At 43.1% G+C, this 26537-nt stretch carries 23 protein-coding genes, 3 tRNA genes and 1 pseudogene; 10 read left to right on the forward strand and 17 right to left on the reverse strand.

Annotation, left to right across the window (positions count from 1 at the left end):
• The first annotated feature begins 242 nt into the window (after positions 1–242).
• The 10 genes from tpiA to F903_RS04120 all read left to right on the forward strand — a co-directional run bounded on the left by tpiA (position 243) and on the right by F903_RS04120 (position 7690).
• Positions 243–1034 (forward strand): triose-phosphate isomerase, encoded by a 792-nt coding sequence (tpiA, locus tag F903_RS04075; RefSeq protein ID WP_004668369.1) that lies wholly within the window; start codon positions 243–245, stop codon positions 1032–1034.
• Positions 1035–1046: 12 nt separating this feature from the next.
• Positions 1047–1376 carry a preprotein translocase subunit SecG gene (gene secG / locus F903_RS04080; protein WP_004668371.1) on the forward strand — a complete coding sequence of 110 codons (330 nt, stop codon included), beginning with the start codon at positions 1047–1049 and terminating at the stop codon, positions 1374–1376.
• A gap of 57 nt (positions 1377–1433) precedes the next feature.
• Positions 1434–1518: transfer RNA gene (locus F903_RS04085), tRNA-Leu, on the forward strand.
• 43 nt (positions 1519–1561) lie between these two features.
• Positions 1562–1638 (forward strand) — tRNA-Met (locus F903_RS04090).
• 88 nt (positions 1639–1726) lie between these two features.
• Positions 1727–1803 (forward strand) — tRNA-Met (locus tag F903_RS04095).
• 207 nt (positions 1804–2010) lie between these two features.
• Entirely contained in the window at positions 2011–2535 is a 525-nt protein-coding gene (gene rimP / locus F903_RS04100; protein ID WP_005194780.1) for a ribosome maturation factor RimP, read from the forward strand.
• Positions 2536–2572: 37 nt separating this feature from the next.
• Positions 2573–4057: a transcription termination factor NusA gene (gene nusA / locus F903_RS04105; protein WP_004668373.1), complete on the forward strand. Its 1485-nt coding sequence runs from the start codon at positions 2573–2575 to the stop codon at positions 4055–4057.
• 10 nt (positions 4058–4067) lie between these two features.
• Complete coding sequence (gene infB / locus F903_RS04110) at positions 4068–6785, forward strand: translation initiation factor IF-2 (protein WP_004668374.1); 2718 nt, start codon at positions 4068–4070, stop codon at positions 6783–6785.
• Complete coding sequence (locus F903_RS04115; protein ID WP_004668375.1) at positions 6785–7183, forward strand: ribosome-binding factor A; 399 nt, start codon at positions 6785–6787, stop codon at positions 7181–7183. Before infB ends, F903_RS04115 begins: the two co-directional genes overlap by 1 nt.
• A gap of 63 nt (positions 7184–7246) precedes the next feature.
• Complete coding sequence (locus F903_RS04120; RefSeq protein WP_005194783.1) at positions 7247–7690, forward strand: GNAT family N-acetyltransferase; 444 nt, start codon at positions 7247–7249, stop codon at positions 7688–7690.
• A 66-nt stretch (positions 7691–7756) separates the two neighbouring features.
• On the opposite strand, the gene F903_RS04125 is transcribed toward F903_RS04120, so the two are convergent.
• The 17 genes and pseudogenes from F903_RS04125 to ubiE form a co-directional block, all read right to left on the reverse strand.
• A complete protein-coding gene (locus F903_RS04125; protein WP_005194792.1) occupies positions 7757–8134 on the reverse strand; it encodes a Na+/H+ antiporter subunit G in 378 nt (125 codons plus the stop codon).
• A gap of 11 nt (positions 8135–8145) precedes the next feature.
• Entirely contained in the window at positions 8146–8421 is a 276-nt protein-coding gene (locus F903_RS04130; RefSeq protein ID WP_005194794.1) for a monovalent cation/H+ antiporter subunit F, read from the reverse strand.
• A complete protein-coding gene (locus tag F903_RS04135; protein WP_005194796.1) occupies positions 8418–8948 on the reverse strand; it encodes a Na+/H+ antiporter subunit E in 531 nt (176 codons plus the stop codon). The genes F903_RS04130 and F903_RS04135 overlap by 4 nt, the downstream gene beginning before the upstream one ends.
• A complete protein-coding gene (locus F903_RS04140; RefSeq protein WP_005194797.1) occupies positions 8948–10759 on the reverse strand; it encodes a monovalent cation/H+ antiporter subunit D in 1812 nt (603 codons plus the stop codon). Before F903_RS04140 ends, F903_RS04135 begins: the two co-directional genes overlap by 1 nt.
• Positions 10759–11127, reverse strand: coding sequence for a Na+/H+ antiporter subunit C (locus tag F903_RS04145; protein ID WP_004668383.1), 369 nt, complete (start codon positions 11125–11127; stop codon positions 10759–10761). The genes F903_RS04140 and F903_RS04145 overlap by 1 nt, the downstream gene beginning before the upstream one ends.
• 1 nt (position 11128) lies before the next feature.
• Positions 11129–13972 carry a monovalent cation/H+ antiporter subunit A gene (locus tag F903_RS04150; RefSeq protein WP_005194798.1) on the reverse strand — a complete coding sequence of 948 codons (2844 nt, stop codon included), beginning with the start codon at positions 13970–13972 and terminating at the stop codon, positions 11129–11131.
• A gap of 244 nt (positions 13973–14216) precedes the next feature.
• The gene (locus tag F903_RS04155) at positions 14217–15599 is read right to left on the reverse strand and encodes an AAA family ATPase (RefSeq protein ID WP_005194799.1); all 1383 of its coding nucleotides are present in this window, start codon (positions 15597–15599) and stop codon (positions 14217–14219) included.
• 24 nt (positions 15600–15623) lie between these two features.
• Positions 15624–17132 carry a UvrD-helicase domain-containing protein gene (locus F903_RS04160; RefSeq protein ID WP_005194800.1) on the reverse strand — a complete coding sequence of 503 codons (1509 nt, stop codon included), beginning with the start codon at positions 17130–17132 and terminating at the stop codon, positions 15624–15626.
• Positions 17133–17141: 9 nt separating this feature from the next.
• Complete coding sequence (gene hisIE, locus F903_RS04165) at positions 17142–17909, reverse strand: bifunctional phosphoribosyl-AMP cyclohydrolase/phosphoribosyl-ATP diphosphatase HisIE (RefSeq protein ID WP_005194801.1); 768 nt, start codon at positions 17907–17909, stop codon at positions 17142–17144.
• Between the two features lie 92 nt (positions 17910–18001).
• Positions 18002–18088 (reverse strand): annotated as a pseudogene (locus tag F903_RS16355) (VOC family protein); the annotation flags it as partial.
• Positions 18089–18108: 20 nt separating this feature from the next.
• The gene (locus F903_RS04170; RefSeq protein ID WP_005194802.1) at positions 18109–19425 is read right to left on the reverse strand and encodes an FAD-dependent oxidoreductase; all 1317 of its coding nucleotides are present in this window, start codon (positions 19423–19425) and stop codon (positions 18109–18111) included.
• A 240-nt stretch (positions 19426–19665) separates the two neighbouring features.
• Positions 19666–20463 carry an ABC transporter ATP-binding protein gene (locus F903_RS04175; RefSeq protein WP_005194803.1) on the reverse strand — a complete coding sequence of 266 codons (798 nt, stop codon included), beginning with the start codon at positions 20461–20463 and terminating at the stop codon, positions 19666–19668.
• A 14-nt stretch (positions 20464–20477) separates the two neighbouring features.
• Complete coding sequence (locus F903_RS04180; protein ID WP_005194804.1) at positions 20478–21386, reverse strand: ABC transporter permease; 909 nt, start codon at positions 21384–21386, stop codon at positions 20478–20480.
• Positions 21387–21474: 88 nt separating this feature from the next.
• Positions 21475–22854: a CmpA/NrtA family ABC transporter substrate-binding protein gene (locus tag F903_RS04185; RefSeq protein ID WP_005194805.1), complete on the reverse strand. Its 1380-nt coding sequence runs from the start codon at positions 22852–22854 to the stop codon at positions 21475–21477.
• 303 nt (positions 22855–23157) lie between these two features.
• Positions 23158–24777, reverse strand: a complete 1620-nt coding sequence (locus F903_RS04190; RefSeq protein ID WP_005194807.1) for an ABC1 kinase family protein — start codon at positions 24775–24777, stop codon at positions 23158–23160.
• Between the two features lie 12 nt (positions 24778–24789).
• Positions 24790–25470 (reverse strand): ubiquinone biosynthesis accessory factor UbiJ, encoded by a 681-nt coding sequence (locus F903_RS04195; RefSeq protein ID WP_005194809.1) that lies wholly within the window; start codon positions 25468–25470, stop codon positions 24790–24792.
• Positions 25471–25494: 24 nt separating this feature from the next.
• Complete coding sequence (gene ubiE, locus F903_RS04200; RefSeq protein ID WP_004668404.1) at positions 25495–26436, reverse strand: bifunctional demethylmenaquinone methyltransferase/2-methoxy-6-polyprenyl-1,4-benzoquinol methylase UbiE; 942 nt, start codon at positions 26434–26436, stop codon at positions 25495–25497.
• Positions 26437–26537: the final 101 nt, after the last annotated feature.

Genomic DNA, 26537 nt, shown 5'->3' on the forward strand with positions numbered 1-26537 from the left:
CGATCTAAGTTTGAGCCGTTTTTAGCGATAATGCAATGTGTGTTAGAAAGAGTAGCAACGCCTAAGCAACTTAATTTTAAAATAAATATCAAAACGAACAGAGCGTTCGCAAAGAATTTCTTGTTGAGCCCATGCTGTTTTCAATCTGATTTATATTTAAACAATAGAAAAAAACTCAATTTTATAAAAATCCGTGTAAAATATGCAGCATTTTTGAGAAATTAACATTAGGCAGGCGAAGTATGTCGAATTCGACCATTACCCCTTGGGTTGTTGGTAATTGGAAAATGAATCCAATGCATGCGAATGCTTTCCAATTAATACAAGAATTTAAACAGTTATTAGAGCAAGAAAATATTGCTCCCGAACAATGTCATATCGGTGTGGCACCGACCACAATCGCTTTAACCAGTATTCAGGCTGAGCTAAAAGATGCCGCTAGGACAGTTTATACTGTAGCGCAAGATCTTTCTCGAGTAGCGGGTACAGGTGCGTACACGGGAGAGGTGAGTGCGGAATTACTGAAAGACAGTGGCATTGAGTTTGCGCTGGTTGGTCATTCTGAGCGCCGTGAGTTGTTCGGTGACCATGTCGAAATTTTAAAAGAGAAGTTGCATCATGCATTAAATGCAGGCTTAACTGTGATTTACTGTGTTGGTGAAAGTCTTGATCAGCGCGAGCAAGGTTTGGCTGATCAAGTTGTATTACAGCAAATCTGTGATATTGCTGCTGTGGTCAAAGCTGAACAATGGCAAAATATCGTGATCGCTTATGAGCCAATTTGGGCGATAGGCACAGGTAAAACAGCTTCACCAGAAGATGCTCAGGCGATGCATGCAAAAATTCGTGAAGGGTTAACGCAAATCACATCATATGGCGCAAACATGGCGATCTTATATGGTGGTAGCGTTAAAGCTGAAAATGCAGTTGAATTGGCTGCATGTCCAGATATCAATGGTGCCTTAGTGGGTGGTGCATCTCTCAATGCACAATCTTTTTACCAAATTGCACAAGCATTTGCACAAAGCAAATAACGAGGAATAGAAATGTATAGTTTTATACTCGTTGTACACATCATTTTAGCAATTTTGATTATTGCTTTGGTTTTAGTACAACAAGGTAAAGGTGCAGAAGCAGGCGCATCGTTTGGTGGTGGTGGTGCTGCAACTGTATTTGGCGCGTCAGGTGCAGGTAACTTCTTGACACGTTTAACTGCAGTTTTTACTGCAATCTTTTTTGTGACCAGTCTAACTTTGGCTGTACTTGCAAAAAAACATACCACAGATGCATATAGTTTAAAAACTGTTCAAACCTCAACGTCTGCACCAGTGACATCGGCTGAAACTTCGCCAAATGCACCAAAAACGACTGAATAAGCTGAATTAATGCTTTCCTTTTTTTGTTTTAGGTACTAGAATTCGTCCCACAAAGCTGCGGTGGTGGTGGAATTGGTAGACACGCTACCTTGAGGTGGTAGTGCCTTCGGGCGTGGGGGTTCAAGTCCCCCCTTCCGCACCAAGCTTAATAACCAGTAAGTTTGGTGTACGCAGTAATTTGTTGATGCGGGATGGAGCAGTCTGGTAGCTCGTCGGGCTCATAACCCGAAGGTCGTTGGTTCAAATCCAGCTCCCGCTACCATTTGATTAAGGTGCAACTTAATCAAGCAATGGTGAAAAAAAACTTAGATTGACTTTTTTTCATAATTGTATATAATTTTGCACGTTGATGCGGGATGGAGCAGTCTGGTAGCTCGTCGGGCTCATAACCCGAAGGTCGTTGGTTCAAATCCAGCTCCCGCTACCAAGTTTCTAAAAAGAGGCTCACAATAGGTGGGCCTTTTTGCACAGTGGGCTTTGCTTTTCTGTGTAACATAGGGGCGATTACGCCCTTTTTTATTGGTTGTTTAGCTATCGTGTAGTGTCGATATGAGCCGTATACGGCGCAAGATCAAATCATCGTGTTCACTATACGGTTAAGATTGATTGGCTCGCATGAGAGCGACGAGAGTAAATGAAATTATCAAATAAATCTCAAGCACTGTTTGATCTTATCGCACCAGCTGTGGCTGCTTGTGGTGTAGATCTGTGGGGAATTGAATTCCTACCACAAGGTAAACGTTCTTTATTACGTATTTATATTGACAAAGCGACTGATGACAATGCAGAGCTACTTCTCACCGAAGATGGCGAAGCAGACCAAGGGCGTGGTATTGGTGTTCAAGATTGTGTGCTGGTCACGCAACAAGTGGGCGCAATGCTAGATGTTCATGATCCGATTTCGGGTGAGTATGCTCTAGAAGTTTCTTCACCTGGTTGGGATCGCCCATTCTTTCAGTTGTCACAAATGTCTGGGTATATTGGACAACAAGTCGCTTTACGATTAATTGCTGCTGTCGAAAACCGTCGTAAATTTCAAGCAAAATTACTTTCTGTAGACCTAGAAAATGAAATCATTCAGGTTGAAGTAGAGGGTGGTCAGGTGCTTGAAGTTGATAGTAATAATATTGATAAAGCAAATTTAATCTATCAAGACTAATATTAACTTAATTTTATAAGAAATCGGTAGGTGACTTATGGGCCGCGAAATTCTTACCGTTGCAGAAACGGTTAGTAATGAAAAAGGTGTTAGTCGTGAAGCGATCTTCGAAGCGTTAGAACAAGCACTTGTTGCCGCGACGAAGAAAAAATTCTACGAAGGCACAAATTCAGAAGAAGCTCAACTTCGTGTTGAGATTGATCGTAAAACTGGTGATTACCGTACTTTCCGTCAATGGACGCTGGTTGCAGATGAAGACCACGAAATGCCAGCATGTCAGGATGCGATTTCTGATGTGGATGCAACAAAGTGGTCAATTGGCGATATCCGCGAGCTTGAAGTTGAATCGATCGAGTTTGGTCGTATTGCTGCGCAAATTGCAAAACAAGTGATTGTGCAAAAGATTCGTGAAGCTGAACGTGCGTTGGTTGCGGATGCGTATGCATCTAAAGTTGGCGAACTGATCTATGGTGAAGTGAAAAAACAAACTAAAGATGGCTTTATTATTGATCTTGGTGACAATGCAGAAGCATATTTGGCGCGTGAAGAAACCATCCATAAAGAAATTTTACGTCCTAAGCAACGTATCAATGCAATCTTGTATAACGTAAACCGTGAAGGTCGTGGTGCACAATTGCTGTTGTCACGTGCTCGTCCTGAAATGCTAATGGCTTTAATGAAAAAAGAAATTCCAGAAATTTCTGAAGAAATCATTGAAATTAAAGCTGCAGCGCGTCAACCAGGTGTACGTGCTAAAATTGCAGTGAAAACCAATGATCATCGTATTGACCCTGTAGGTGCATGTATTGGTATGCGTGGTACGCGTATCCAAGCGGTACAACAAGAGTTAAATGGTGAGCGTATTGATGTTGTGGTGTGGTCTGATGATCCAGCGCAATACATTGCAAGTGCATTAGAACCAGCAGACGTTTCAGGTATCGTACTTGATGAAGATGCACGTAGTGCAGATATCATTTTTGCGACCAGTGATCAGTTGGCACGTGCGATTGGTTCGCAAGGACAGAATGTTCGTTTAGCATCGGAATTAACCGGTTATAAACTCGACATGATGTTGGAAGAAGAGTATCGTGCTCGTCAGCAAAATGAAGCACAACAATATCTTGATATGTTCGTATCACGTCTCGATATTGAAGAAGATTTAGCAATGGCTTTGGTAGAAATGGGCTTCACTTCATTAGAAGAAATTGCTTATGTTCCTGCTGAGACATTTGATGAAATCGAGCTTGATGCAGACTTAGTTGAATTACTACAAAGTCGTGCAAAAGAAGCTGCATTAACGGATGCGTTAAAACAGCAAGAAAATATTCAAGAGCCAAGTGCAGAACTTCTCGGAATGGAAGGTATGACCACTGAGATTGCATATGCATTGGCGGCACGTGGTGTGATTACTGTTGATGATTTGGCAGACCAAGCGACTGATGATATCTCTGATATCGAAGGTTTAGGTCATGACAAAGCGGGTCAACTCATCATGAAAGCACGTGAATCATGGTTTAACTAGGAGATAATAGATGACGGACAAGTCGATTCAAGAGTTAGCGCTCAGCGTAGAACGTCCTGTAGAGAAACTCCTAGAGCAGGTTCGTGATGCAGGTCTACCACAGCGTAAAGCAGATGATATTATTACCACTGAGCAACAAGACACTTTAGTCAATCATTTGAAAAAAGTTCATGGTCAGGAAAGTGGTAACACAGGAAAAATTGCGTTGAAACGTAAAACAACGAGTACTGCTAAAGTTACAAGTACTTCGGGCAAAGCAAAAAGCATTAATGTTGAAGTTCGTAAGAAACAAGTTTTTGCTAAACCAAACCCAGAATTGCTTGCTGCTGAAGCAAAAGCACGCGTAGAAGCGAATGTGAAAGTACGTGCTGAACAAAATGTACGTACTGAAGCAGTGCAAAATGCACGTGATGTTGCAGAGAAAAAAGCCAATGCAACTTTAGAAGCGATGCGTGCAGCGCATACTTCTGATAGCGCAACCCAAGCACCGTCAAAAACGGCTGTTGTGGTGAAAAAACGCAATAGCGATAAGGTGATTAAAGCGCCTCAAGTGGTAAAACCATCAGAGACGGCTGAACAGAAAAAAGCACGTGAAGCACAAACTGCTCAGTTAAAAGCAACTGAAGAAGCAGTGCGTCGTAAGGCGGCTGAAGAAGCTCAGCAACGTACGCTTGAACAAATGCGTAAAATGGCATCAAAATATTCAAATGATGATACCACTACGACTGTTCGTGTGATTGATGATTCGCCTTTAGCAGCGGGTCTTGTTGGTCAAGCATATGAAGATTCCTTTAACAAGGAAGACCGTGAAATCAAACGTGGTGGTGCAACTGCAAACCCACGAGCTGGTAAGAAAGGCGGTCGCGGCGGTGATGCTCAGTCTGAACAAAGTTTCAGTAAGAATCATCACAAGCGTGGCTTAAAAACCAGCCAAGCAAACAAACATGGTTTCGAAAAACCTGTCAAAAAACAAGTTTACGATGTTGAGATTGGCGAGAAAATCGTTGTTGCTGATCTTGCTCAAAAAATGGCTGTTAAAGTTCGTGAAGTCATCAAAACCCTGATGAAAATGGGTGAGTTGGTTACACAGAACCAAGCGATTGAACAAGATACAGCGGTACTTGTAGTTGAAGAAATGGGACACAATCCTGTTCTGGTTTCGGATACTCAAGCAGAAGATAATTTATTGGTTGCAGCTGAAGAAGCGCGTGGTGAGCAAACAACTCGTCCTCCAGTCGTTACCATCATGGGTCACGTTGACCATGGTAAAACTTCATTACTGGATCGTATCCGTCGCTCTAAAGTGGCAGCGGGCGAAGCGGGTGGTATTACTCAGCATATCGGTGCTTATCACGTTGAAACTGAGAAAGGCATTATTACTTTCTTAGATACCCCTGGACACGCAGCGTTTACTTCTATGCGTGCACGTGGTGCAAAAGCGACTGATATCGTGGTACTTGTTGTTGCTGCGGATGATGGTGTAATGCCACAAACTGCGGAAGCAATTGACCATGCGCGTGCTGCTGGTACGCCTATTATTGTTGCAATCAACAAAATGGATAAAGAATCAGCAGACGTAGATCGCGTATTGAATGAACTGACCACTAAAGGTATCGTGCCTGAAGAGTGGGGCGGTGATGTACCTATCGCGAAAGTTTCAGCACATTCTGGTGCCGGTATCGATGGGTTACTTGACCTGATCTTGATCCAAGCTGAATTGATGGAACTCAAAGCTTCTGCAGATGGCGCGGCTCAAGGTGTTGTTATTGAAGCACGTGTTGATAAAGGCCGTGGTGCGGTAACGTCGATTCTTGTACAAAATGGTACTTTGAACATCGGTGATTTAGTTCTTGCTGGCTCATCTTATGGTCGTGTACGTGCGATGGTTGATGAAAACGGTAAACGTATTCAGTCAGCAGGTCCTTCGATTCCAGTTGAGATTTTAGGTTTACCTGAAGCGCCAATGGCGGGTGATGAAGTTCTTGTCGTGAATGATGAGAAGAAAGCACGTGAAGTTGCTGATGCTCGTTCTGATCGTGAACGTCATAAACGTTTAGAGCGCGCGAGTGCGATGCGTCTTGAAAACATCATGGCGTCTATGGGCAAAAAAGATGTGCCGTATGTAAATGTCGTACTTAAAACTGACGTACGCGGTACTTTAGAAGCATTGCATGTTGCACTTGATGAGCTTTCAACTGATGAAGTTAAAGTTCGTGTGATCGGTTCTGGTGTCGGTGCAATCACTGAGTCAGATGTTACGCTAGCTGAATCTTCAGAAGCAGTCTTACTTGGTTTCAACGTACGTGCGGACAACACTGCGCGTCAGAAATCTGACCAAGACGGTATCGATATTCGTTACTACAGCATCATTTATCAATTGATTGATGATGTAAAAGCAGCAATGAGCGGTAAGCTTGCACCTGAACATCGTGAAACGATCTTAGGTGTAGCGGAAGTACGTGAAGTCTTCCACTCAAGTAAGTTTGGTGCAGCAGCAGGCTGTATGGTACTTGAAGGTATGTTACACCGTAATAAACCGATTCGCGTATTACGTGATGACGTGGTTGTGTTCCAAGGTGAACTTGAATCTCTTCGTCGTTATAAAGAAGTGGTTGAAGAAGTTCGCGCAGGTATGGAATGTGGTCTTGCGGTGAAAGGTTATAAAGACATCAAAGTACAAGATAAGATCGAAGTATATGATGTTCAACTGATTAAACGGAGTCTTTAATGGCGGGTAGCCAACGCTTAAAGCGCATGGCGGATTCAGTACAACGTGAGTTGGCTGAGCTGATCCGTCAGGAGCTTAAAGATCCACGTCTGGGTGGTCTAGTGACCATCTCAGCCGTGAAAGTCAGTGCAGATATGGGATATGCTGAAGTTTATGTCACTGTTATGGGACGTGAACTGGGTGATGATCAAAGTGAAGCTGCAAATAAAGAAACTTTAGATGTGTTGAATAAGGCTTCTGGTTTCTTGCGTCACGAATTGAGTCGTCGCATCAAGACGCGTATCACGCCAAGATTGCGTTTCCATTATGATAAAACCAATGCATATGGAAACTATATGTTTGGTTTGATTGCTGAAGCGGTCAAGGATTTGCCTGAACACGAGCAAGATAAAGAATAAATTAAAAAGCCACCTTCGGGTGGCTTTTTTGTCGGTGTATTTATTAAAAATCAGGACGTTAAGATGCAACTCAGAGCATTACATCAAGATGATTATTCACAATGGCTACTTTTATGGCAGGCTTATCAAGCTTTTTATCAGGTAGAGATTGATGAGAAAATCACACAAATTACATTTTCTCGTTTATTGAGTTCAAGTGAAGCGATGCACTGTATTGTGGTTGAAAATGAACAACAATTGATTGGTTTTGTGAATTTTATTTTCCATCGTAGTACATGGACGATTGGGAATTATTGTTATTTGCAAGATTTATTTGTGGGTCAAAATACACGTGAAATGGGTTTGGGGCGGAAAATGATTGAAGCGGTGTATGAACAAGCCACAGCCCAACAATGCTCTCGTGTGTATTGGTTGACTCATGAAAGCAATATGCAAGCCAGAAGGTTATACGATAATATTGCAGTGAATGCAGGTTTTATCCAATATCGTCAAAATTTAGCTCCATAACATCCTCAAGCCATAGAAATGCACCCACAAAATGTCAAATTTTCGGGGGTGCTATGCTCTTTCATACTACAGTTGGTCTTTTTTGTCTTTTCGGCTATAACGTTGCCAAGGAAGCGGACGATTTAAAGCTTCAGGAACTTCACCACTATTTGAACGCAAACGCAAATGAATAGCAGCTTGTGCCATTAAATTTGCAGATACAGGTGCGGTAATAAAGATGAACAGCGTGATTAGTAACTCAGCAAAACCAAAACGCCCTTGTGTCACACCAAAGATCATTGCTGCGATCAAGAAGCTTCCTAACCCTAAAGTACCTGCTTTGGTCGGTGCATGCAGACGCATAAATAAATCAGGTAGACGGATCATACCGATTGATCCAACCAATAGGAAAAAAGCGCCGAACACCAAAAAGAATGAAATGAGGATCTCATAGATCAGTTGCATGATGTATCTCCTTAATCAATCACATGCCCAGTTGTGAAATAACGAGCAAGTGCGACAGTCGAAACAAAACCGAGCATTGCAACCAATAAAGCACCCTCAAAGAAATTGGTGCTCACCCAATAAATGCCCAATACCACGATGAGACAAGTTGCATTGAGAAATAGGGTGTCCAAGGCGAGCAGTCGGTCAATCACAGAAGGTCCAATAATCAAACGAATAAGGCACAGGAACATGGAAATGGTAATGGCAATTAAACCGATACCCAGCGCATAAGGTAAAATGGTCATTTTGTGGTGACTCCTTCTGCAATCTTCACATTAAAGACTTGGATTAAAGGCATTTCATAGCGCTTTTTAATCTCTTGGATATCCAGTTCTGTATCATCACAATCCAATGCATGAACCAGAATATCACCACGTTCTTGATCGATGCCTGCTGAAACAGTACCCGGTGTGGTCGTGATGATCATTGCGAGCAGTGTATTGACCTGCTCATGTTCAGTATCTAAAGGGACGCGATACCATTTAGGGCGCAACTGTTGCATCGGACCAAGCACCATTCTCGCCACTCGGAAATTTGAGATCACGATATCCCACAGCACCACAAAAAATAGCTTCATGGCGGCCGTCCAATCAATACGTGGCGTATAGGCAATAAAAGGTCGAACCAAAAGCGGAATAATGATTGCCAATAAGAAAGCAAATGTAAGACTTGCTATCTCTACACTATTGGCAAGCATTAACCAACTGAGAAAAACCAAGCAGGATACGAATGGATGTGGAAAACAACGATGAAGCAAAGCGCGTTTTTGCATTAGTGTTCCTCCATTGGCTTGAGCTGGGTTGCATTTGGACGTGTTGGTGCTTCTAGGGTCTGTTCAGCGATTTGGCGTTGCTTATATTCAGAAATATGCTCACCTTGTAAAGTGGCTTTTGAAATGATATCTGGAATAAGCAAAGCATTATGATCACTTACTTCACCACCATATTTGGTTTCTGGTAAATAACTTGGATCATAAGGTTGTACGCTGATCGCACGACCTTGAGCATCTATTTTCAAGATCGCTTGATTATACAGAGCATGGTCTTGGATTTGCTGTGCAGTCGCAACGGTATATTGTTGAATAGGGGAGGCGAAAACCACATAAGCCATTAACCCAGCAAGCAGTATATAGATCGCTTTGTCATTACGCTTTGGTGCGCGCTCAGGCAGGGCTTGATATAAAGTAAAGGTTGCCTCTTTTGGATTTTCTTCAGGTGCGCTCGCACGCCAAAACAGAATAAAACCAACACGGGTAAAGGCGATGATACTCAATAAACTCACGATCAGGACAATGGCAATGATCCAGCCTTGATAAGGACTTTCTGCAGTTGCTTGCAATATAAAGACTTTACCTAAGAAGCCACTAAATGGCGGCAGACCTGCCATCATCAGTGCAATGGTAAAATAAGTAAACGCAGCCGCTTTTTCTTGTTTCATCTTCGGTGCGACTTTCAAGTGATCCTTGAATACACCACGTTGAGAGGTGATCCAACCACAAAACAAGTAGAACGCAGCGGCAATTAAAGTACTGTGTACGATGTAATATAAGCCTGCGGCCCATGCTTGGGTATTGAACATCGCAATGGTGATGAGTAATGTTCCAATAGAGGACAACACCATAAAGCCAACAAAGCGACGTAAACGATCAGCCCCTAAAGCCCCAATCACACCATAAATCGACGTGATTAGACCGATGACCATTAAACAGTTTTTAAATATGTTTTGTGCTAATTCATCATCAAATACCGTGCCGTTCACGCGTAAAATGGCATAAATGCCGACTTTGGTCATGATGGTGAAGATCGCAGCTACGGGTGTACTGGCAACGGCATAGGTCTTCGGTAGCCAAAAACCCACAGGTAGCATTGCAGCCTTGATACCGAACACCACAAATAGTAATAAACCACCTGCAATCGCCAGTTTATGCTGATCGCCATCTAAGGTTGGAACCAGACGACCTACATCCGCCATATTTAAGCTACCAACACTGCCATAAATCATGCCTAAACCGACAAGGAATAGTGCTGAAGCCAGTAAGTTGATGGTGACGTAATGTATGCCTAACTGAAAACGTTGACGACCTTGACCATGTAAAAGAAGGACATAAGAAGCCAACAATAAGATTTCAAAGAATACAAATAGGTTAAATAAATCGCCTGTTAAGAATGCGCCTGTGATACCCATCAATAAGAAATGAAACATCACGTGGAAATAGCGACCACGTGTGTCCCAGTTATGACTGGCATACCAAAGCACAGGCACTGCCAGTACGTAGGTCAAGACCAACATAAATGCAGATAAACGATCAAGCACCAATACGATACCAAATGGTGCAGACCATTCAGCCAACTGGTAAACCGTAATTTGACCTGTACTTGCGATCGCTAGATAGCTCACCGCAGTGGCGAGCCCTAAAACGACTGAGAAGAGACTGATCCCACGTCGCCAAGGTTGACGCCAGTCTTGTTTTAAAGCCCCTGCACCGGGATTACCCAATAGTAATAATATAAAACTAGTAAATGCTGGAATTAAAATACTAAGAATTGGAGCATGAGTCTGCCAAAATTGGTAGAAATCAAACATTATGGCTCATCCTCACGTGGGTCATAAGTCAAGGTTGGATCTTCTTTTGAGTCGACATGATCTGTGCCTGACTCATAACGACTGCGCAATGCCAGTTGTACGATAAATGCGGTGGTCGCAAAACCAATCACAATTGCGGTCAGTACCAATGCTTGAGGTAATGGGTCAGACACTCTGGTAGTTTCAGTCAGTACAGCAGGCGCGTTGACTTGGGTTCGTCCCATTGCAAACAAAAACAAGTTCACGGCATAGCCAATCATGACCAGTCCGAGTACCACAGGGAATGTTCTGGCACGTAGAATTAAATAAATGCCTGTCGCAGTCAGTAAACCAATACCAGAAGCGAGTAAAAATTCAATACTGAGCATATTATTTGTCTCCACTTGGGATTGGTCCCGTCATACCCGAGTGACGTGAGTCACCTAAGACCGAAATCAACAACATGGTTGCACCCACGACGGTGATGTAGACCCCTAAATCAAATGGCAATGCAGAAGCTAAATGCATTTTTCCAATCAGAGGAGGTTCTACATAGATATGTGCACTGGTGAGGAATGGGCGTGCCCAGAACCAAGCGCCAACACCTGTTAAACCTGCAATCATTAGGCCTGAACCAATACAAATTTCGTATAAACGACCCGACTTGGCTTTAATTATTCTTTCAGCTTGATCTTGTCCCAAGGCAATATACTGAATGATCAGCGCCATTGCGGTGACTAGACCCGCGATAAAACCACCACCTGGATAGTTATGTCCACGTAAGAAGATATAAATGCTGATCACAAGCGCGATCGGCAATATCCAAGAAGCAGCAATACGCAACATCAAGGGAGATGGATTAAAACGATAGGTTAATCCTTGGGTCACCGTGGTGCCATGCGTACGCATACCGTCCATCAAGCACAGTGCACCAATGGCAGCAATCCCAAGGACCACGATTTCACCGAAGGTATCGAAGCCACGGAAGTCAACCAGAATGACATTGACCACATTTGAACCGCCACCCAACGGGATGGATTGCTGCAAGAAGAACCATGAAATTGAATTATGGTCTCGACTCAGGATTAGCCATGCGATCCAGCCAATCCCTAAGCCACCTGCAATCGCAAGACTGGCATCGCGCCAACGATGTGGGCGCGTTGATTCGTAAGGTGTAAGTTGTGGCAGTAAAGACAAACTCATTAACAATAAAATGGTGGTCACCACATCTACAGTGATTTGCGTTAGCGCCAAATCAGGTGCAGATAAAGCCACGAAGGTCATGGTCACGACTAAACCGACCGCGCCGCTAATCAAGATGGCTTTGATTCGTTCATGATGGAACCAAAGCATCATCCAACAACCAGAGAACAATGTGAGCCAAAGTACAATGGCAGCCCAAGGTGCATGTGTCAGTTCACGTGTACCTGTGGTTAAACCTTGATTGAAGAGGGGTAAAGCCACCATGACGATGCTAAACAGCACAATTAAAAATAAGTAGTGCTGTAAAGAACCATTTTCAGTGCGTTGTTTTATTTTGCGACTGATCAGTAATAAGTGTTTAAGGAACAGTTCAAATAAGATTTTGCCCTGAAATTTGCCAAGATGAGGATCGAGATCAATTTTACGGATACGACCATCTTTAGCCAGTGCGAAGTAAAATATTGTACCGCCCACCAAGGCAATCAGACTCATGATCAGCGGTGCGTTAACGCCATGCCATATCGCTAAATGTGTTCCAGCAAACTCTGGCTGTGCCAAACTGGCACGCGTTACACTGTTGACAAATGTTTCAGCCAATAGTGCTGGGAAAATACCCACCAAAATACATAAGGCTGCCAAAATAATGGCAGGCATACGCATGCCTAAGTGTGGTTCATGCGCATCTTTATGCGGAACCTGCTTACCCACTTCGCCATCAAAAAATACGCCATGGACTAAGCGGATTGAATAACTCACCGCAAAGATACCAGCTAAAGTCGCCACAATTGCGGAAGCAATCATGACAGGACCAGATAGATTTACCAGCAACTCAGTAAAGAACATTTCTTTAGAGAGGAAACCATTGGTGAGGGGGACACCCGCCATTGAAGCGGCAGTGATCATGGTGAGCGTGGCTGTGAATGGTAATAGTTGCCAAATGCCACTTAGCTTACGTAAATCACGTGTGCCAGTCTCATGGTCAATAATGCCTGCAATCATAAACAATGCGGCTTTAAAGGTTGCATGGTTAATGATATGAAAAATTGCCGCTGCAACTGCAAGCGGAGAACCAATACCGAGTAGGCAAACGATCAAACCTAAATGGCTGATGGTCGAATAAGCCAACAGCCCTTTGAGATCTTCTTTGAAAATGGCAAAACCTGCGGCCATACACAAGGTAAACAGACCAACAAAAGTCACGATATTGTGATACAGCGCAGCACCAATAAAGATCGGTGCTAAACGAGCCAGCAAGAAAATCCCTGCTTTAACCATCGTGGCGGAGTGTAGGTAGGCAGACACTGGTGTCGGTGCTGCCATGGCATTCGGAAGCCAAAAATGAAATGGAAACTGCGCACTTTTGGTAAATGCACCGAGTAAAATCAACAATAACGTGGGTACAAAAAGTTCATGCTGTTGAATGGTATCTTTCATCAGCACCAGTTGGTCGATCTCGTATGTTCCAGTGATTTGTCCAAGCAGGACAAAACCACCCAGCATCGCAAGGCCACCTAAGCCTGTTATGGTGAGCGCCATACGTGCACCGCGTTGCGCCGCATCGTAATTGCTCCAATAACCCACCAGTAGGAAGGATGAAATACTGGTCAGTTCCCAAAATACTAATAATAAAATCAGGTTGTTAGAAAACGAAATCCCGAGCATCGCTGCCATAAACAGCATCAGTAACTGATACAGTTTGGTCAGCGAATTTTTAGGGCTTAGATAATAATAGGCATAAATATAAATGAGGGTACCGATACCGCTAATCAGTAGACCAAATAATAGACCTAAGGCATCAAGGCGGAAACTGAGATTGATTCCAAGTTGTGGTAGCCAATCCCAGCTTTGTTGCAGGGTATTGCCCTGAAGAATAGTTGGTGCCTGAGTTAATAATAAAATAAAACAACTCAGACTGATGCCAATCGCCCCAAGTGCCGTCATGCCACGTGAGATACGTTGCAATTGTGGGATTAGGGTGGTGCCGAGTATGAGCGGTAATAGGATAATAATCGGTAGCACACTGGTATCCATGTCGATGATGTAGGTCGAAAACCTAAAGTGAAATTTATTCAAGACTCACAGGCGCGCAAAGAGAACGCCAAAGCTTTAAATCTTGAAGCCCAATCAAGTTAATAGAGCAGTAAGTTGTATTGCGCAACTTAGTAATAAAAAGCGGTTTATTTTACTACAAAAACAACAAAAAAGATTGGCTTATTACATGAAAAACACAGATCAAAACCTCAAAAGAGCTGGGTGCTGTTATTCGCTTGGCAGGCTATAAAGCACTTTTTTGCGGGGTATCATCAATTTTAAGTAAGTCTAATAACTCATTTTTTTCTTGTGGACTAAGTTCTTGTATCTGATTGAATAATTCATCAACTCTACGCGTCAAGGTCTCTGACTCAACTAAGTCGGGGCTTTGCAGTTCAGTATCCTCTTCTGTCTGTGAAAGTTCACTATATAGTTCAGACAGTTGTTGTTGTGATTGCTCTAGATTGATTTCAAAAATTTCTTTTGAGTCTAAGCGCAAACATTGATAGTGGAGTGCATGCTCGAGGAGTTCGTCGCGGTTGCCTGTTACGATGATTTGTAAACGAGGGAAGGCTTGATGTAAGCGCTCAAGAATTTCTGCACACATGACTTGATCGAGTTGTGCATCGATTTGGTCAATCAATAGGACACCTTCGCCCTCTAAACAGGGGTCAAAGCAATGCTGATTGAGTAAACATAAACGACGACTGATGTCTCCAACCAGCGCGATCCATGTTTTTTGTGATGTAGAAAGTTGCTGGAATGGGATCAATTGTTCTTGATAGCGCACGATGAGCTGGAGCTTTGGTACATATTGAATATAAATATCATCCAGTTCGGGGAACACGGTATTCAAGCTTTTTTTCAATGCATACAGATTGGGTGCGGAGAGCTGTTTAGGATGATTGAGCAGTTCTTGTTGTAGTTCTTGCAATATTTCAGATTGGTTTTGTTGATTAAAATCATTGCCCATCAAACGTCTGACGATATGCGCTGAATGAGCATTTTCGACATCACTGATTTCGCGGAACCATTCAAAAAAACGAGTAAAGGTCGTGTAAGGAATCGCGGTTAGGTCATAGGCTGAGTTTTTTTGTAAAATACCAGGCACATTTTTACTTTGTAAGTTGATGTCTTGGACAAAGCGTTCGGCAGGATAATAGGCGATCAGAGGAAGACCAAATAACGGATCTTGGAGAATGGTTTTTTGATACAGACTTACCATTTGATCGAGTTGTTGCGTCTCAACCTGACTGATTCCGACACCTTGATTATTAAAGGTTTTAAATAACTTCCAGATGCAGTTTTGGGTGTTTTTTTGTTGCGCCGAGCTACTTTCTGTTAAGACATGGTTGAGCTCACTGCTGATACGCACTTGGGTTTGAATTTTGGCCTGTAAGCACCTCAGCATAATATCTTGATCTGAGATGACCACCCCAGCGGTTCTGATATCTTTGTATCGCGCTGAAAACCAAGACAGTGCCTGATAGATATTCTTTATAACCGTGGTTTTACCAGTTGCTTGATCGCCTAGGATCAGGGTGATGGGATGCTGTTCAGGTTTAAACTCAATACGAAGGTCTCGAAACATGCCCACATGTCTAAATTGCACCGATTCAAGTTGCATAAGCTTACCTCGATCATGAGCGCTTTAACCTGCGGTTTTTTGAAGGCTTGGGGGAGCGCATCGTTTTAGTTTTAATTGTTGTATTAAGTCAAAAAGATGATGGATATTTAAACTTACTTTAGCACGAGTGCAGGCCACGTAAAGTAATCTTAATTCTTCATCTGTAATTTTATGTTCAAGTCCATTTATTTTAAATTGGTAATCATCTTCGATATGCACACGATTCCATTCTAGACCTTTGGCTTTATGCGCAGTTGAAATCACATAATCCGCTTGTTCAATTGGGGTGATTTTGGCCAGTGCTCTTTTCAATGGATCTGTACCATGTTCATCAACCAATTTAACTAAAGGTTTGATGTCACTGCCATCATTGGTTTCACAGTACTCATGCACATCGTGCCAAGAGTTAAACCAAGCTAACTCTGGAACATCGACGATACGCTTGCCTTGTTTGAGGAGGCTGGCTGCATCCACAAAACGACTGAGCTTTTGATGATCAGCTTGCAAGCCGACTTTATCACCATGCACCAAACCTGCCAGTAACAATTCCATGGCGCGAGCATTGGTCCGACATAGTATTGCATCTCGCATTTTGGTATGTGGTTTATTTACCACACTCGATTTGACATGAGGATTACCCAAAAGCGGTACGCTTTCATTCAGTGCACCCAATAAACTATTGGCCACATCTGCAATCGCATCACCAAAACGAAAGGAGGTGGTTAACCGACTTTCAGGCAGGGGCATTTGCTGCATGGCATTGATTGCACCACGCCATGCATAAATTTGTTGGTGTGCATCGCCGACATAAATCACTTGGGTACTTTTCTGTCGCAACAAAATACCGAGCATCAGTGGATCAGCATCTTGTGCTTCGTCGAACAGCACATAATCCGTTGGAATATTGGGTTCTGACAACGCCCACAATTTGAGGTAAATGTCATGCCCAATGCCAGCCTGATGATTGGGATCAATCGACTCTAGCCAGCGACGTTCAACCGCAGGATAAAGATGTTGCTGTAAGGATTCGATATCATCTTGATGCAGCCAACTTGGTGCTTGTATATGACGTGGCGCAGGGTATTGCGAACTGGTCGAGCAAAAATAACTGACGGTATTGGACACTAAACTGGCCAGCCGACTTGGCATCAATACATATTTTTCATAGCGTCCGCCCATCAAGCGTCGCAAGGTAATGGGTTCTAAACGATATTCTTTGGCGATAAAACTCGGACTTAAACGCGGTAAACGTAATTTATCGGTGATTCCACGTGGAACACTACGAAATGCCAGCGAGTGAAAAGTACGACAATTGACATTGCCATGAAATTTACTCTGCGCCTCAGTGGCAATCGCTTTGTTAAACGCCAAATACATACCACGCCGCTCAGGCATAGCATCACTGATCATTTGTAAGGTTGTGGTTTTACCTGTGCCAGCATAAGCAATCACTTTAAAGGATTGTCCTAAACGAGCATTATCTATGGCAACTGCTTGCTCATAAGTGGCTTTGGGTTTTTCGATATTTGACACAGGTTTGGATTACGCCTCTTTGCTACGGTTTGCTTTTTCAACTAAACCTGATAAACCTTGACGGCGTGCTAACTCATCTAAAACCACTTGTGGATCAAGATCGAAGTAACCAAGCATGACGATACTATGGAACCATAAGTCAGCCACTTCATAGATCAGATCGTGCTTATTTTCCAAAGAAGCATGCACTGCATAATCTTTAGCGGCGATGATCGTTTCGACACTTTCTTCGCCGACTTTTTCTAATATTTTATTGATGCCTTTTTTATAAAGGCTTGCGATATACGAGTTATCTGCTTCTGCTTTTTTGCGTTGTTGCATCAAACGACCTAAATAGTCGAGTACGTCGACTTGCTCACTTTGAACATGATCGTGAGTGTCTGTTTTTGCAGATGTGCCGTAAATCGCAGTGGGGTCTTTCAGTTGTGCATCAACAGTTTCCCAGCCTTGCGGGGTGAGTTTGCGATAGAAGCAAGATTCACGTCCTGTATGACAGGCAATACCGCCATGTTGTTCGATTTGTAGAATGATGACATCGGCATCACAATCTAGACGAATTTCATGCACCGTTTGGAAATGACCTGATTCTTCGCCTTTGTGCCATAGTTTTTGGCGTGAACGTGAGTAATACACCGCTTGATTTTTTTCTGCGGTCAATTGCAAAGCTTCACGATTCATCCACGCAACCATTAACACTCGACCAGTTTGATGATGTTGTGCAATGGCAGGAACGAGACCATTGGAATCAAATTTAACTTCATCTAACCAGTTTGACATGAGTGAAAATCCATTGAGTGGAGAGCAGCTAGTTTAGCCTGTGTGGCTAGGGTTGGCTATGCTTGTTGGTTAAAAAATCGCTGATGGGGGTATTAAAGATAGTTTGAAATCTCAATCAAATTCTGATCTGGATCACGTAAATAAATCGATAAAAATTTCCCCATTGCCCCCGTCCGTTCAAACTGAACTCCTTTTGATGTTAGTCATATTCAGGCAACGATTGATTGTTTTGAAGCAATGCATTTTCATTTTGTTGATATGCAGCAATTTGTTGATAGCTCATTTGCTGAAATAAACCCGTTTTTAAACCTGAAATGGTCATCGCCATTTCCTTACGAAAATAGGGAATCTGATACATCCAAGGAAAAGTAAGGTCACGTAAGCTGCCTGCCCACCAATGATTTGATTGATAAAGGGGTGTCAGTAAACGGCTGAGGAACTGATAAAACTGGGTTGAAGAATGACGATGCTGATGATAATGCTGCCACAGCATTGCCCATTCTATTTGTTGATTTTTCTTGGCACTTTGTACGGATTGCGAAAAAGCCCACGCATCTAACAGTGCCATATTGGCACCTTGCCCTAATTGTGGACTCATGGCATGTGCGGCATCACCAATCACCCCAATTCGTCCTTGCCCATATTGCGACATCACCACATCACGGTATTGTGCGGATAGCCATTGTGGTTGGATTTGTTCATCATACACAATCTGTTTCAGCCATTCTGCGACATCAGGCCAGCGATCTGACACCTGTTGTAGCCATTGTCGTTTTGCTTGTTCATCTTTTAAAAAGGATTGCAACTGTGGCGTTGGCAGACTCCAAAATACGCTGGAAAGCCGTTGCTGCGGTGCAGAGGGGATTGCACCTGTGGGTAGAATACCCATCATGATTTTTGAGCGATCATAAAACTGATGCAAAATTTCAGGATTCAGTGTCAAGCATTCAGGTACGATGCTCCACGCTGCGCCCCACGGATAAGCTTGATCGACTTTCACCCATTGTTTAGGTCGTAGTTGACTACGTGCACCATTGGCAATCAATACCGCATCAAAACATTCATCAATATTATGTTGTTTGGATGAGCCAAATAATCGAACTTCATTTTGTCGTTCTTCAATTCGTTCAATGCTGTGACTCATCCGCCATGTCACTTGATTTGAGTATTCAGCCAGTTTTTGTGTGAGCACATGACAGAGGGTGGCACGATGAATGCCTAGACCATAGAGCTTTGGAGCAGCTTGCTGGTAATGGCTATTGACCAAAAGTCGTTTATTGGGGAGTTGTCCTTCTAAGCCTGTGACTTTCGCTCCAAGCTGTAAGGCATGCTCAAGTACACCGAGATGTTCAAAGACCGCCAAACCAACAGGTTGTAACAGTAAGCCAGCCCCGACCGGTGATAATTCATCGACTTGTTCAAAAATGGTGACCTGATTGCCTTCGCGTGCAAGTAAAATTGCGGTTGCGAGTCCTGCTGTACCTGCACCAATAATTGCAAAATGGGGTATTTTCATATTATTTTTGAATGAATATTGTCCATCATCATGTCCTTTTGTGTAAGAACACAGATATCTCTATATCATTGTTAAGCCATTATATCGTTTAAGCATAATACTTTGTTTTATAGACAAATCAAACTTGACGTTGGTGATCATAGGGGCAAAAGCACCCTGAGAGCGTTTTTGGAAACGCTCTTGCAGGTTTAGCTTTTGAAGGAAGTATCGGAAACCGATTCATGGATTGCTCAACAGAGATTAAGCCTCGACATGTTTGTGTTTGTGATGCAAGAATGCCAGCACCTCACCCCGATAATGATTGAATTGTGCATCTTCAGTCAAAGCGAGGCGATCACGAGGGCGAGGCAGGTCAACCGTCAAGATTTCACCAATGGTCGCAGCAGGTCCGTTGGTCATCATCACAATACGGTCTGATAACAATACTGCTTCATCGACATCATGGGTAATCATGATCATGGTGTTATTTAGCTCTGCCTGAATTTGCATTAATGCATCTTGTAGCGTGCTGCGCGTGAGCGAATCTAAAGCGCCAAATGGTTCATCGAGTAATAAAACTTTAGGTTTCATTGCCAGTGCACGCCCAATCCCAATCCGTTGTTTCATTCCCCCTGAAATTTCACTCGGTAATTTATCTTTGGCATGCAGCATATTGACTTGGTTAAGATTGTGAATAATCCAGTCATGACGTTCGGCTTTGCTCATTTGCGTTTTAAACACAGAATTGACCGCAAGTTCAATATTTTCATAACAACTTAGCCACGGGAGTAGTGAGTGGTTCTGAAACACCACCGCACGATCACTACTTGGCGTATTGACTTCTTTGCCATCCAGTAACACCACGCCTTGTGTGGCTTGGTATAGACCTGCAACGATATTTAAAACAGTTGATTTTCCGCAACCAGAGTGTCCAATTAATGAAACAAATTCACCTTGATGAATATCGAGATGGATATCCTGTAAAGCGGTAAAAGTTCCACCGCTGTCTTTTTCAAACACCATATCGAGATGTTGTAAAGAAAGATATGCTGTACTCATATGTCTATTCCTTATTAGCGAGCGGCAAGAGATTTGTCCCAGCTAAAACGGTGTTGTAGCATGAGCATTATTCGATCAAGCGCAAAACCAATCAAACCAATGGTGATGACGGCAACGAAAATTCGTGAAGTTGATAGGCTGCTGCCATTTTGAAATTCATCCCAAAAAAATTTACCTAAGCCTGGATTTTGGGCGAGCATTTCAGCCGCAATCAAGACCATCCAACCCACCCCAACAGATAGGCGTAAACCTGTAAATATCATTGGGATAACCGCAGGCAATACAATTTTGGTGAGGTGGGTGTACCAAGAGAGATTCAGTACTTTACTGACATTGATAAAGTCTTGGCTGATTTGTCCTACGCCGACCATGGTGTTAATCAGGGTAGGCCAGATGGTACACATCGCGACGGTAATGGCTGAAATGACAAATGATTTAGATAGCCCCTCGACTGGATTTACATATAAGGACGCGACCAATAAGCTCACGATCGGTAACCATGCCAGTGGACTAATCGGTTTGAAAATCTGAATAAGTGGATTTAAAGCACGATAAAAATTAGGGCTTAGACCACAGAGCAAACCCACTGGAATGGCAATCATTGAGGAGATCAGGCAGGCGGTTAGCACCGTTTTTAAACTTGTCAGAATTTGATCAAAAAAAGTCGGAGGACCACTAAATATGGCGGTCGATCCTTCGGGTAAATTGGCATAAAAGCTTTTTGCAGCTTCTCGCTGATTGAAAAACTCAGCCATTAGACCTTTAAAGGCATTAAATACTTCCACAGGGCCGGGTAGATTGCCAATATTGGTTTGAATCTGTTGTGATGCACCTTGCCAAACCCCTAAAAATACAAGAATCGCAATCATCGGCAAGATGACACTTAATACAGTGTGACGTGCTTTTGTTGATAGTTTTTTCATGAAAATTCCCCCTATAACATCAATATAATCTTGGCTGGATAAGTGAGCTTTTCAAATCAGGCATCACTTATCCCATGTTCGTAGAGAGTTATTTCAAACCAATTTTAAAGGATGCCAAGAACGCATTGGGTTGATTTGCATCAAAAGTAACACCATCCAAAGCGCTGGTTTCTGGTGCTTTGATATAGGTCGCGGTGCTGAGGTCAGGGAAATCTTCCGCTTTCATTTTGCCTTCAGCGATCAGTTCTTTGGCTGCTTGCGCATAGATTTCTGGTTGATAGGCTTTTTTCGCCATGTCTAAATACCATTGATCTGGCTTGGTTTCAGGGACATGTCCCCAACGGCGCATTTGTGTTAACCACCACACTGCATCTGAATAATACGGAATGCCGTATTGACCTTTATAGAAGGTATTGAAATTTGGTACAGGGCGCTTATCACCTGCTTCAAATTCAAAGGTTCCTGTCATACTGTTGGCAATCACAGCTTCATCAGCACCGACATAGTTCGGTCTTGAAATGATTTTGACCGCTTCAGCACGATTGGCATTATTGTCTTGATCTAACCAGTAAGATGCGCGAATTAATGCTTTGACGACTTTTACAGTTGTTGTTGGGTTTTTCTCGGCAAAGTCTTTGGTCATTCCAAACACTTTATCTGTACCGTCTTTCCACATCTGATCAGAGGTGGCTACGGGAACGCCAATTTTTTTAAACACGGCTTGTTGGTTCCACGGTTCACCAACGCAATAGCCCATGGTCGTACCTGCTTCCATGGTGGCAACCATTTGTGGTGGGGGTACGACGGAGAGCATCACATCTGCACCTTTGTTTCCTGAAGTATCGCTTGCATCGTATACGCCCGGATTGACACCACCTGCCGCAAGCCAATAGCGCATCATGTAGTTATGTGTACCCACTGGAAATGTCATACCCAAATTAAAGGGCTTACCTGCAGCTTTTGATTCATTTGCGGCCACTTTTAATGCCTCAGCACTAATCGGGTGCTTCGGCTTACCATTTTCCATGCTTAGGTTCGGCTTCATTTTTTGCCAAACTGAATTTGATACGGTGATACCTGCACCATTATAGGAAAGCGTAAATGGGGCAATGATTTCTTTATTTCCAGTAATGCCTGTCATCGAGCCGAGTGGCATGGCTGCGAGCATATGCGCACCGTCTAATTCACCGCCAGCAACACGGTCATAGAGAACTTTCCAATTTGATTGTGCTTCGAGTTGCACATTTAATCCTTCATCTTGGAAGTAGCCTTTTTCATGGGCAATTGCTAAAGGCACCATATCGGTGAGTTTAATAAATCCAAGTTTGAGATTGGTTTTTTCAGCCTCGGTTGCTGTGTTTGAAGATGCATTCGTTGCAGTTTCAGGTTTTTTACCACATCCGCTCAGCGATAATACCGCGGCAGTCATACACATCATTAAACATGTTGATTTGACTAAATGTGACATAATCGTTAGACCCCTATTCAGATTGTCTCTTGGCCATCAGCCAGATGATTTATACTGATCAATATTTTATTTATGCGAGCGAGAGGTGAGAGAGGGGGCTGTATAAAGCATATAAAAAGATGACAACGCCCTTCCACCACTCAATCCATATGTAATCTATGGAGCAAGCAGTTTTACGAGCGTCATTGGCCGTGAATTAAAAAATCATCTTTGATTTTTATAATTATGAAGTAGCAACTTGTATGCCAAATAATCAAATGATGAAAATTAATGTTGCAGTGAGGGTGTTGGTAAATATCTAGACTATTTGACCACCCGCCAAAATGCGAGAAGTCCACTCAGTACGATTAAGACAACTGAGATTAACCACGGACTAATAATTGCAATGGTGAGCAAAATCAACATACTACTGCCGAACATCCAACTACGGCGTTGTTGCTGTTGCATTTGTAAGCGCATTTGTTGAATTTCTTTGAGCTGTTTGTCATGCCATGCGGATTGGTTTTTTAAACCATTTAGACTATCAATAAGTAGGCTTGGCAAATCTTGAGCGCCCAATAATAGGTCGGGAATCTGCTGACCAAGCTCTTTCATATTTTTGACTGGATTCATATTGGCTTTGACCCATTCCGTCAGAATCGGTTTGGCCAGCTTCCAGATGTCGAGTTGAGGATAAAGATCTGTACCTAAACCCTCAACGTGAACCAGTGTTTTGAGGAGCAACATCAACTGCGGTGGAATTTCCAAATGGAAACGACGCGCAATGTCCATGACTTGAATCAAAATCCCAGCGAAGTCGAGCTGATCCATTGGTTTAGAGACCATTGGTCCAACGGTGCGGCGCATCTCACGAGACAATGCATCTTGATCGGTACCCGGTGGAATCCAGCCAGCCTGATGCACGATTTGAACCAATTGCATAAAGTTGCTGTTCATCACCGCAAGTAGCATCCGAGCAATCGTCATTTGATCATGTTTTGACAATTCACCCATGATCGCGCAGTCCAACGCGATAAAGCGAGGGTTGTCTGGGTTAATTGTTTCAACAAAGACATTACCCGGATGCATGTCGGCGTGGAAAAAGTTGTCACGGAACACTTGGGTAAAGAAAATGGTTAAGCCTTTTTCTGCCAGATCAGCGCGATCCATGCCTAAACGGTCAAATGTCGCGATATCAGAAATCGGTACGCCTGTGATGCGCTCAGCCACCATCACGTCTTTACTGTCCATATAGACTTCAGGCACATACATCATGCTTGAACCGGTAAAGTAATGGCGCATACGTCGGGTATTGTCGGCTTCAAGGCTGAGATCAAGTTCATTTAAAATGATCTGACGGTAGTCCTGAATAATTTCAGATAAATGTAGGGCGCGTGCAGCTTCTAAACGATTTTCCAACCAATCCCCAAGCCAAGCGAGGATTTCAAAGTCTTGTAAAATCTGATTACGGATATCGGGACGGGTGACTTTAACCACCACTTCACGACCATCATGCAGTGCGGCGGTATGTACTTGTGCAATCGATGCCGCCGCAAGTGGTTGTTCATCAAAACGAGAGAATAAGGTGGAAACATCTGCTTTTAATGATTCCTGAATCCGTTGTTTTGCCAGTTGTACATCAAACGGTTTAACCTGATCTTGCAGTAACACCAATTGCGATAAAATTTCAGGTGGAATCAGATCACGACGGGTAGAGAGGAGTTGCCCCAACTTAATCGTCAAAGGCCCCATATCTTCTAAGGCTTCTTTGAGATTGAGCGGATTTTTTTTCTCGCGACTTGACCATGCGGCAGGATGCATTTTGATTACATTTAAGGCATGGCGTGCTTTGGCTGGTAATTCTTCCGCAGGGAACAAGGTGTCAAGGCGGTAGTGTGCTGCTATACGCCAGAGTTCGAGTAACCGTGTAACATGCGGAATCATATAAAATCTTACCTAGTCTTGAGAGGATTGTTTTTGTGGGTTGAAAGAAGCCTGTAATTGCTGAAACTTGGCTTCTAAGCGATCAATTTCTTGATTGAGTTGGCGTGTTTCTCGATTGAGGTCGTCCATTTGCCAACGCGGGGCAAATATCCCGCTGTCTTCTTTTAGAGCATCTTCAACAAAGAATAAATGACTTTGCAATGAACGTTTTAACTGTTCTGGCGCACGCTGAATTTTACCGAGTTCATGCGCCAGTTGTGGACCAATCCAAGGTGATAAATGCGCAGCGAGATCAGGCTCAGCTTGCTGCATAATTCTTTGAATATCTTGTAATAAGTGATAGTCGCCTTGTAGTGGGATATTGCCAATTTGATCCATATCACTGAATAACAATTTGACTAACGCCACTACGTTTTCAACATTTAGGGTTGCTGTTGCATCACTAATCTTATTCTGATTGTCGAAAGGTCGTTGTTCAAAGATGGATGGTGCTTGGCTCTGTCCTGTCACCGTCGGTTCCAGTCGAACTTTATTTTCATCAAAAAACACATCAACAGAGAGTTGGGGACTATCAATCACCACTCGCAATAATTGACCTTGTAATTGATTGAGTTGAACGCGTGTAATCGCATCCAAATCAATCACATGATGAATGAGTCGTTCGACTGCACCGAGTGCTAAAATCGACCACATTGCGAATTCCTTAAAATCTGAACCTTACAGTTTGAATCCACGGTGAACAGCCACGATACCACCTGTTAAGTTGTGGTAGTCACAGCTTTGGAAGCCTGCATTTTCCATCATTCCTTTTAAGGTGCGTTGGTCAGGATGCATACGGATCGATTCAGCGAGGTATTTATAGCTTTCAGCATCATTCGCGACCAATTTACCCATGATCGGGAGCGCCGTGAATGAATAAAAGTCATATAGTTTAGAGAAAGGTTCAAATACAGGTTTTGAAAACTCAAGTACCAATAAACGACCGCCTGGCTTAAGGACACGATACATCGCCTGTAAGGCAGCATCTTTATCGGTCACGTTACGTAAACCAAAACTGATCGTCAGTAAATCGAAGCTATTGTCTGCAAATGGCTCTAATGTTTCTGCATTGGCAAGCACAAAATCAACGTTGGTACAGCCCGCATCAATCAGACGATCACGACCCACATTTAACATGGATTCATTGATATCTGAAAGTACCACATGGCCTTGCGGACCTACTTCGCGACTAAACACTTTCGCAAGGTCACCTGTACCGCCTGCGATATCTAATACGTGCTGTCCACGACGAACACCAGACATATTAATCGCAAAACGTTTCCAGAGACGGTGGATACCGAATGACATGAGGTCATTCATGATGTCGTATTTGCTTGCAACTGAATGGAAGACTTCTGCAACTTTTTGTGCTTTATCATCACTACTTACGGTTTGATAACCGAAGTGAGTGGTTTCACCGACATTTCCTGTATTTGCACCACGCGGTAAGTTGTATTTCGGTACTGAACCCGTCGGTGTTGATGTTAGACCTTGTTGTAATGTTTGTTGCTGGCCTTGTGGTGTGCCTTGCGGAAGGGGTGAGCTTAGGAATGGGCTGACTTTGTCTGAACTTGGTTTTTGCTCAACTTCTGGGGTGGGCTGTTGGTTTTCGTTAGACATTGTTTTCTCCTAAACTTTCGTTCTAGCGGCACGAATCAGCATGCATGATGACAGATTTTGTAATTTTTTACAGGCTTTGACATGTAATTGTTATGAATAAT

Source organism: Acinetobacter sp. NIPH 298, from assembly GCF_000369505.1.
In the GTDB taxonomy this organism is placed as follows: Bacteria; Pseudomonadota; Gammaproteobacteria; order Pseudomonadales; family Moraxellaceae; genus Acinetobacter.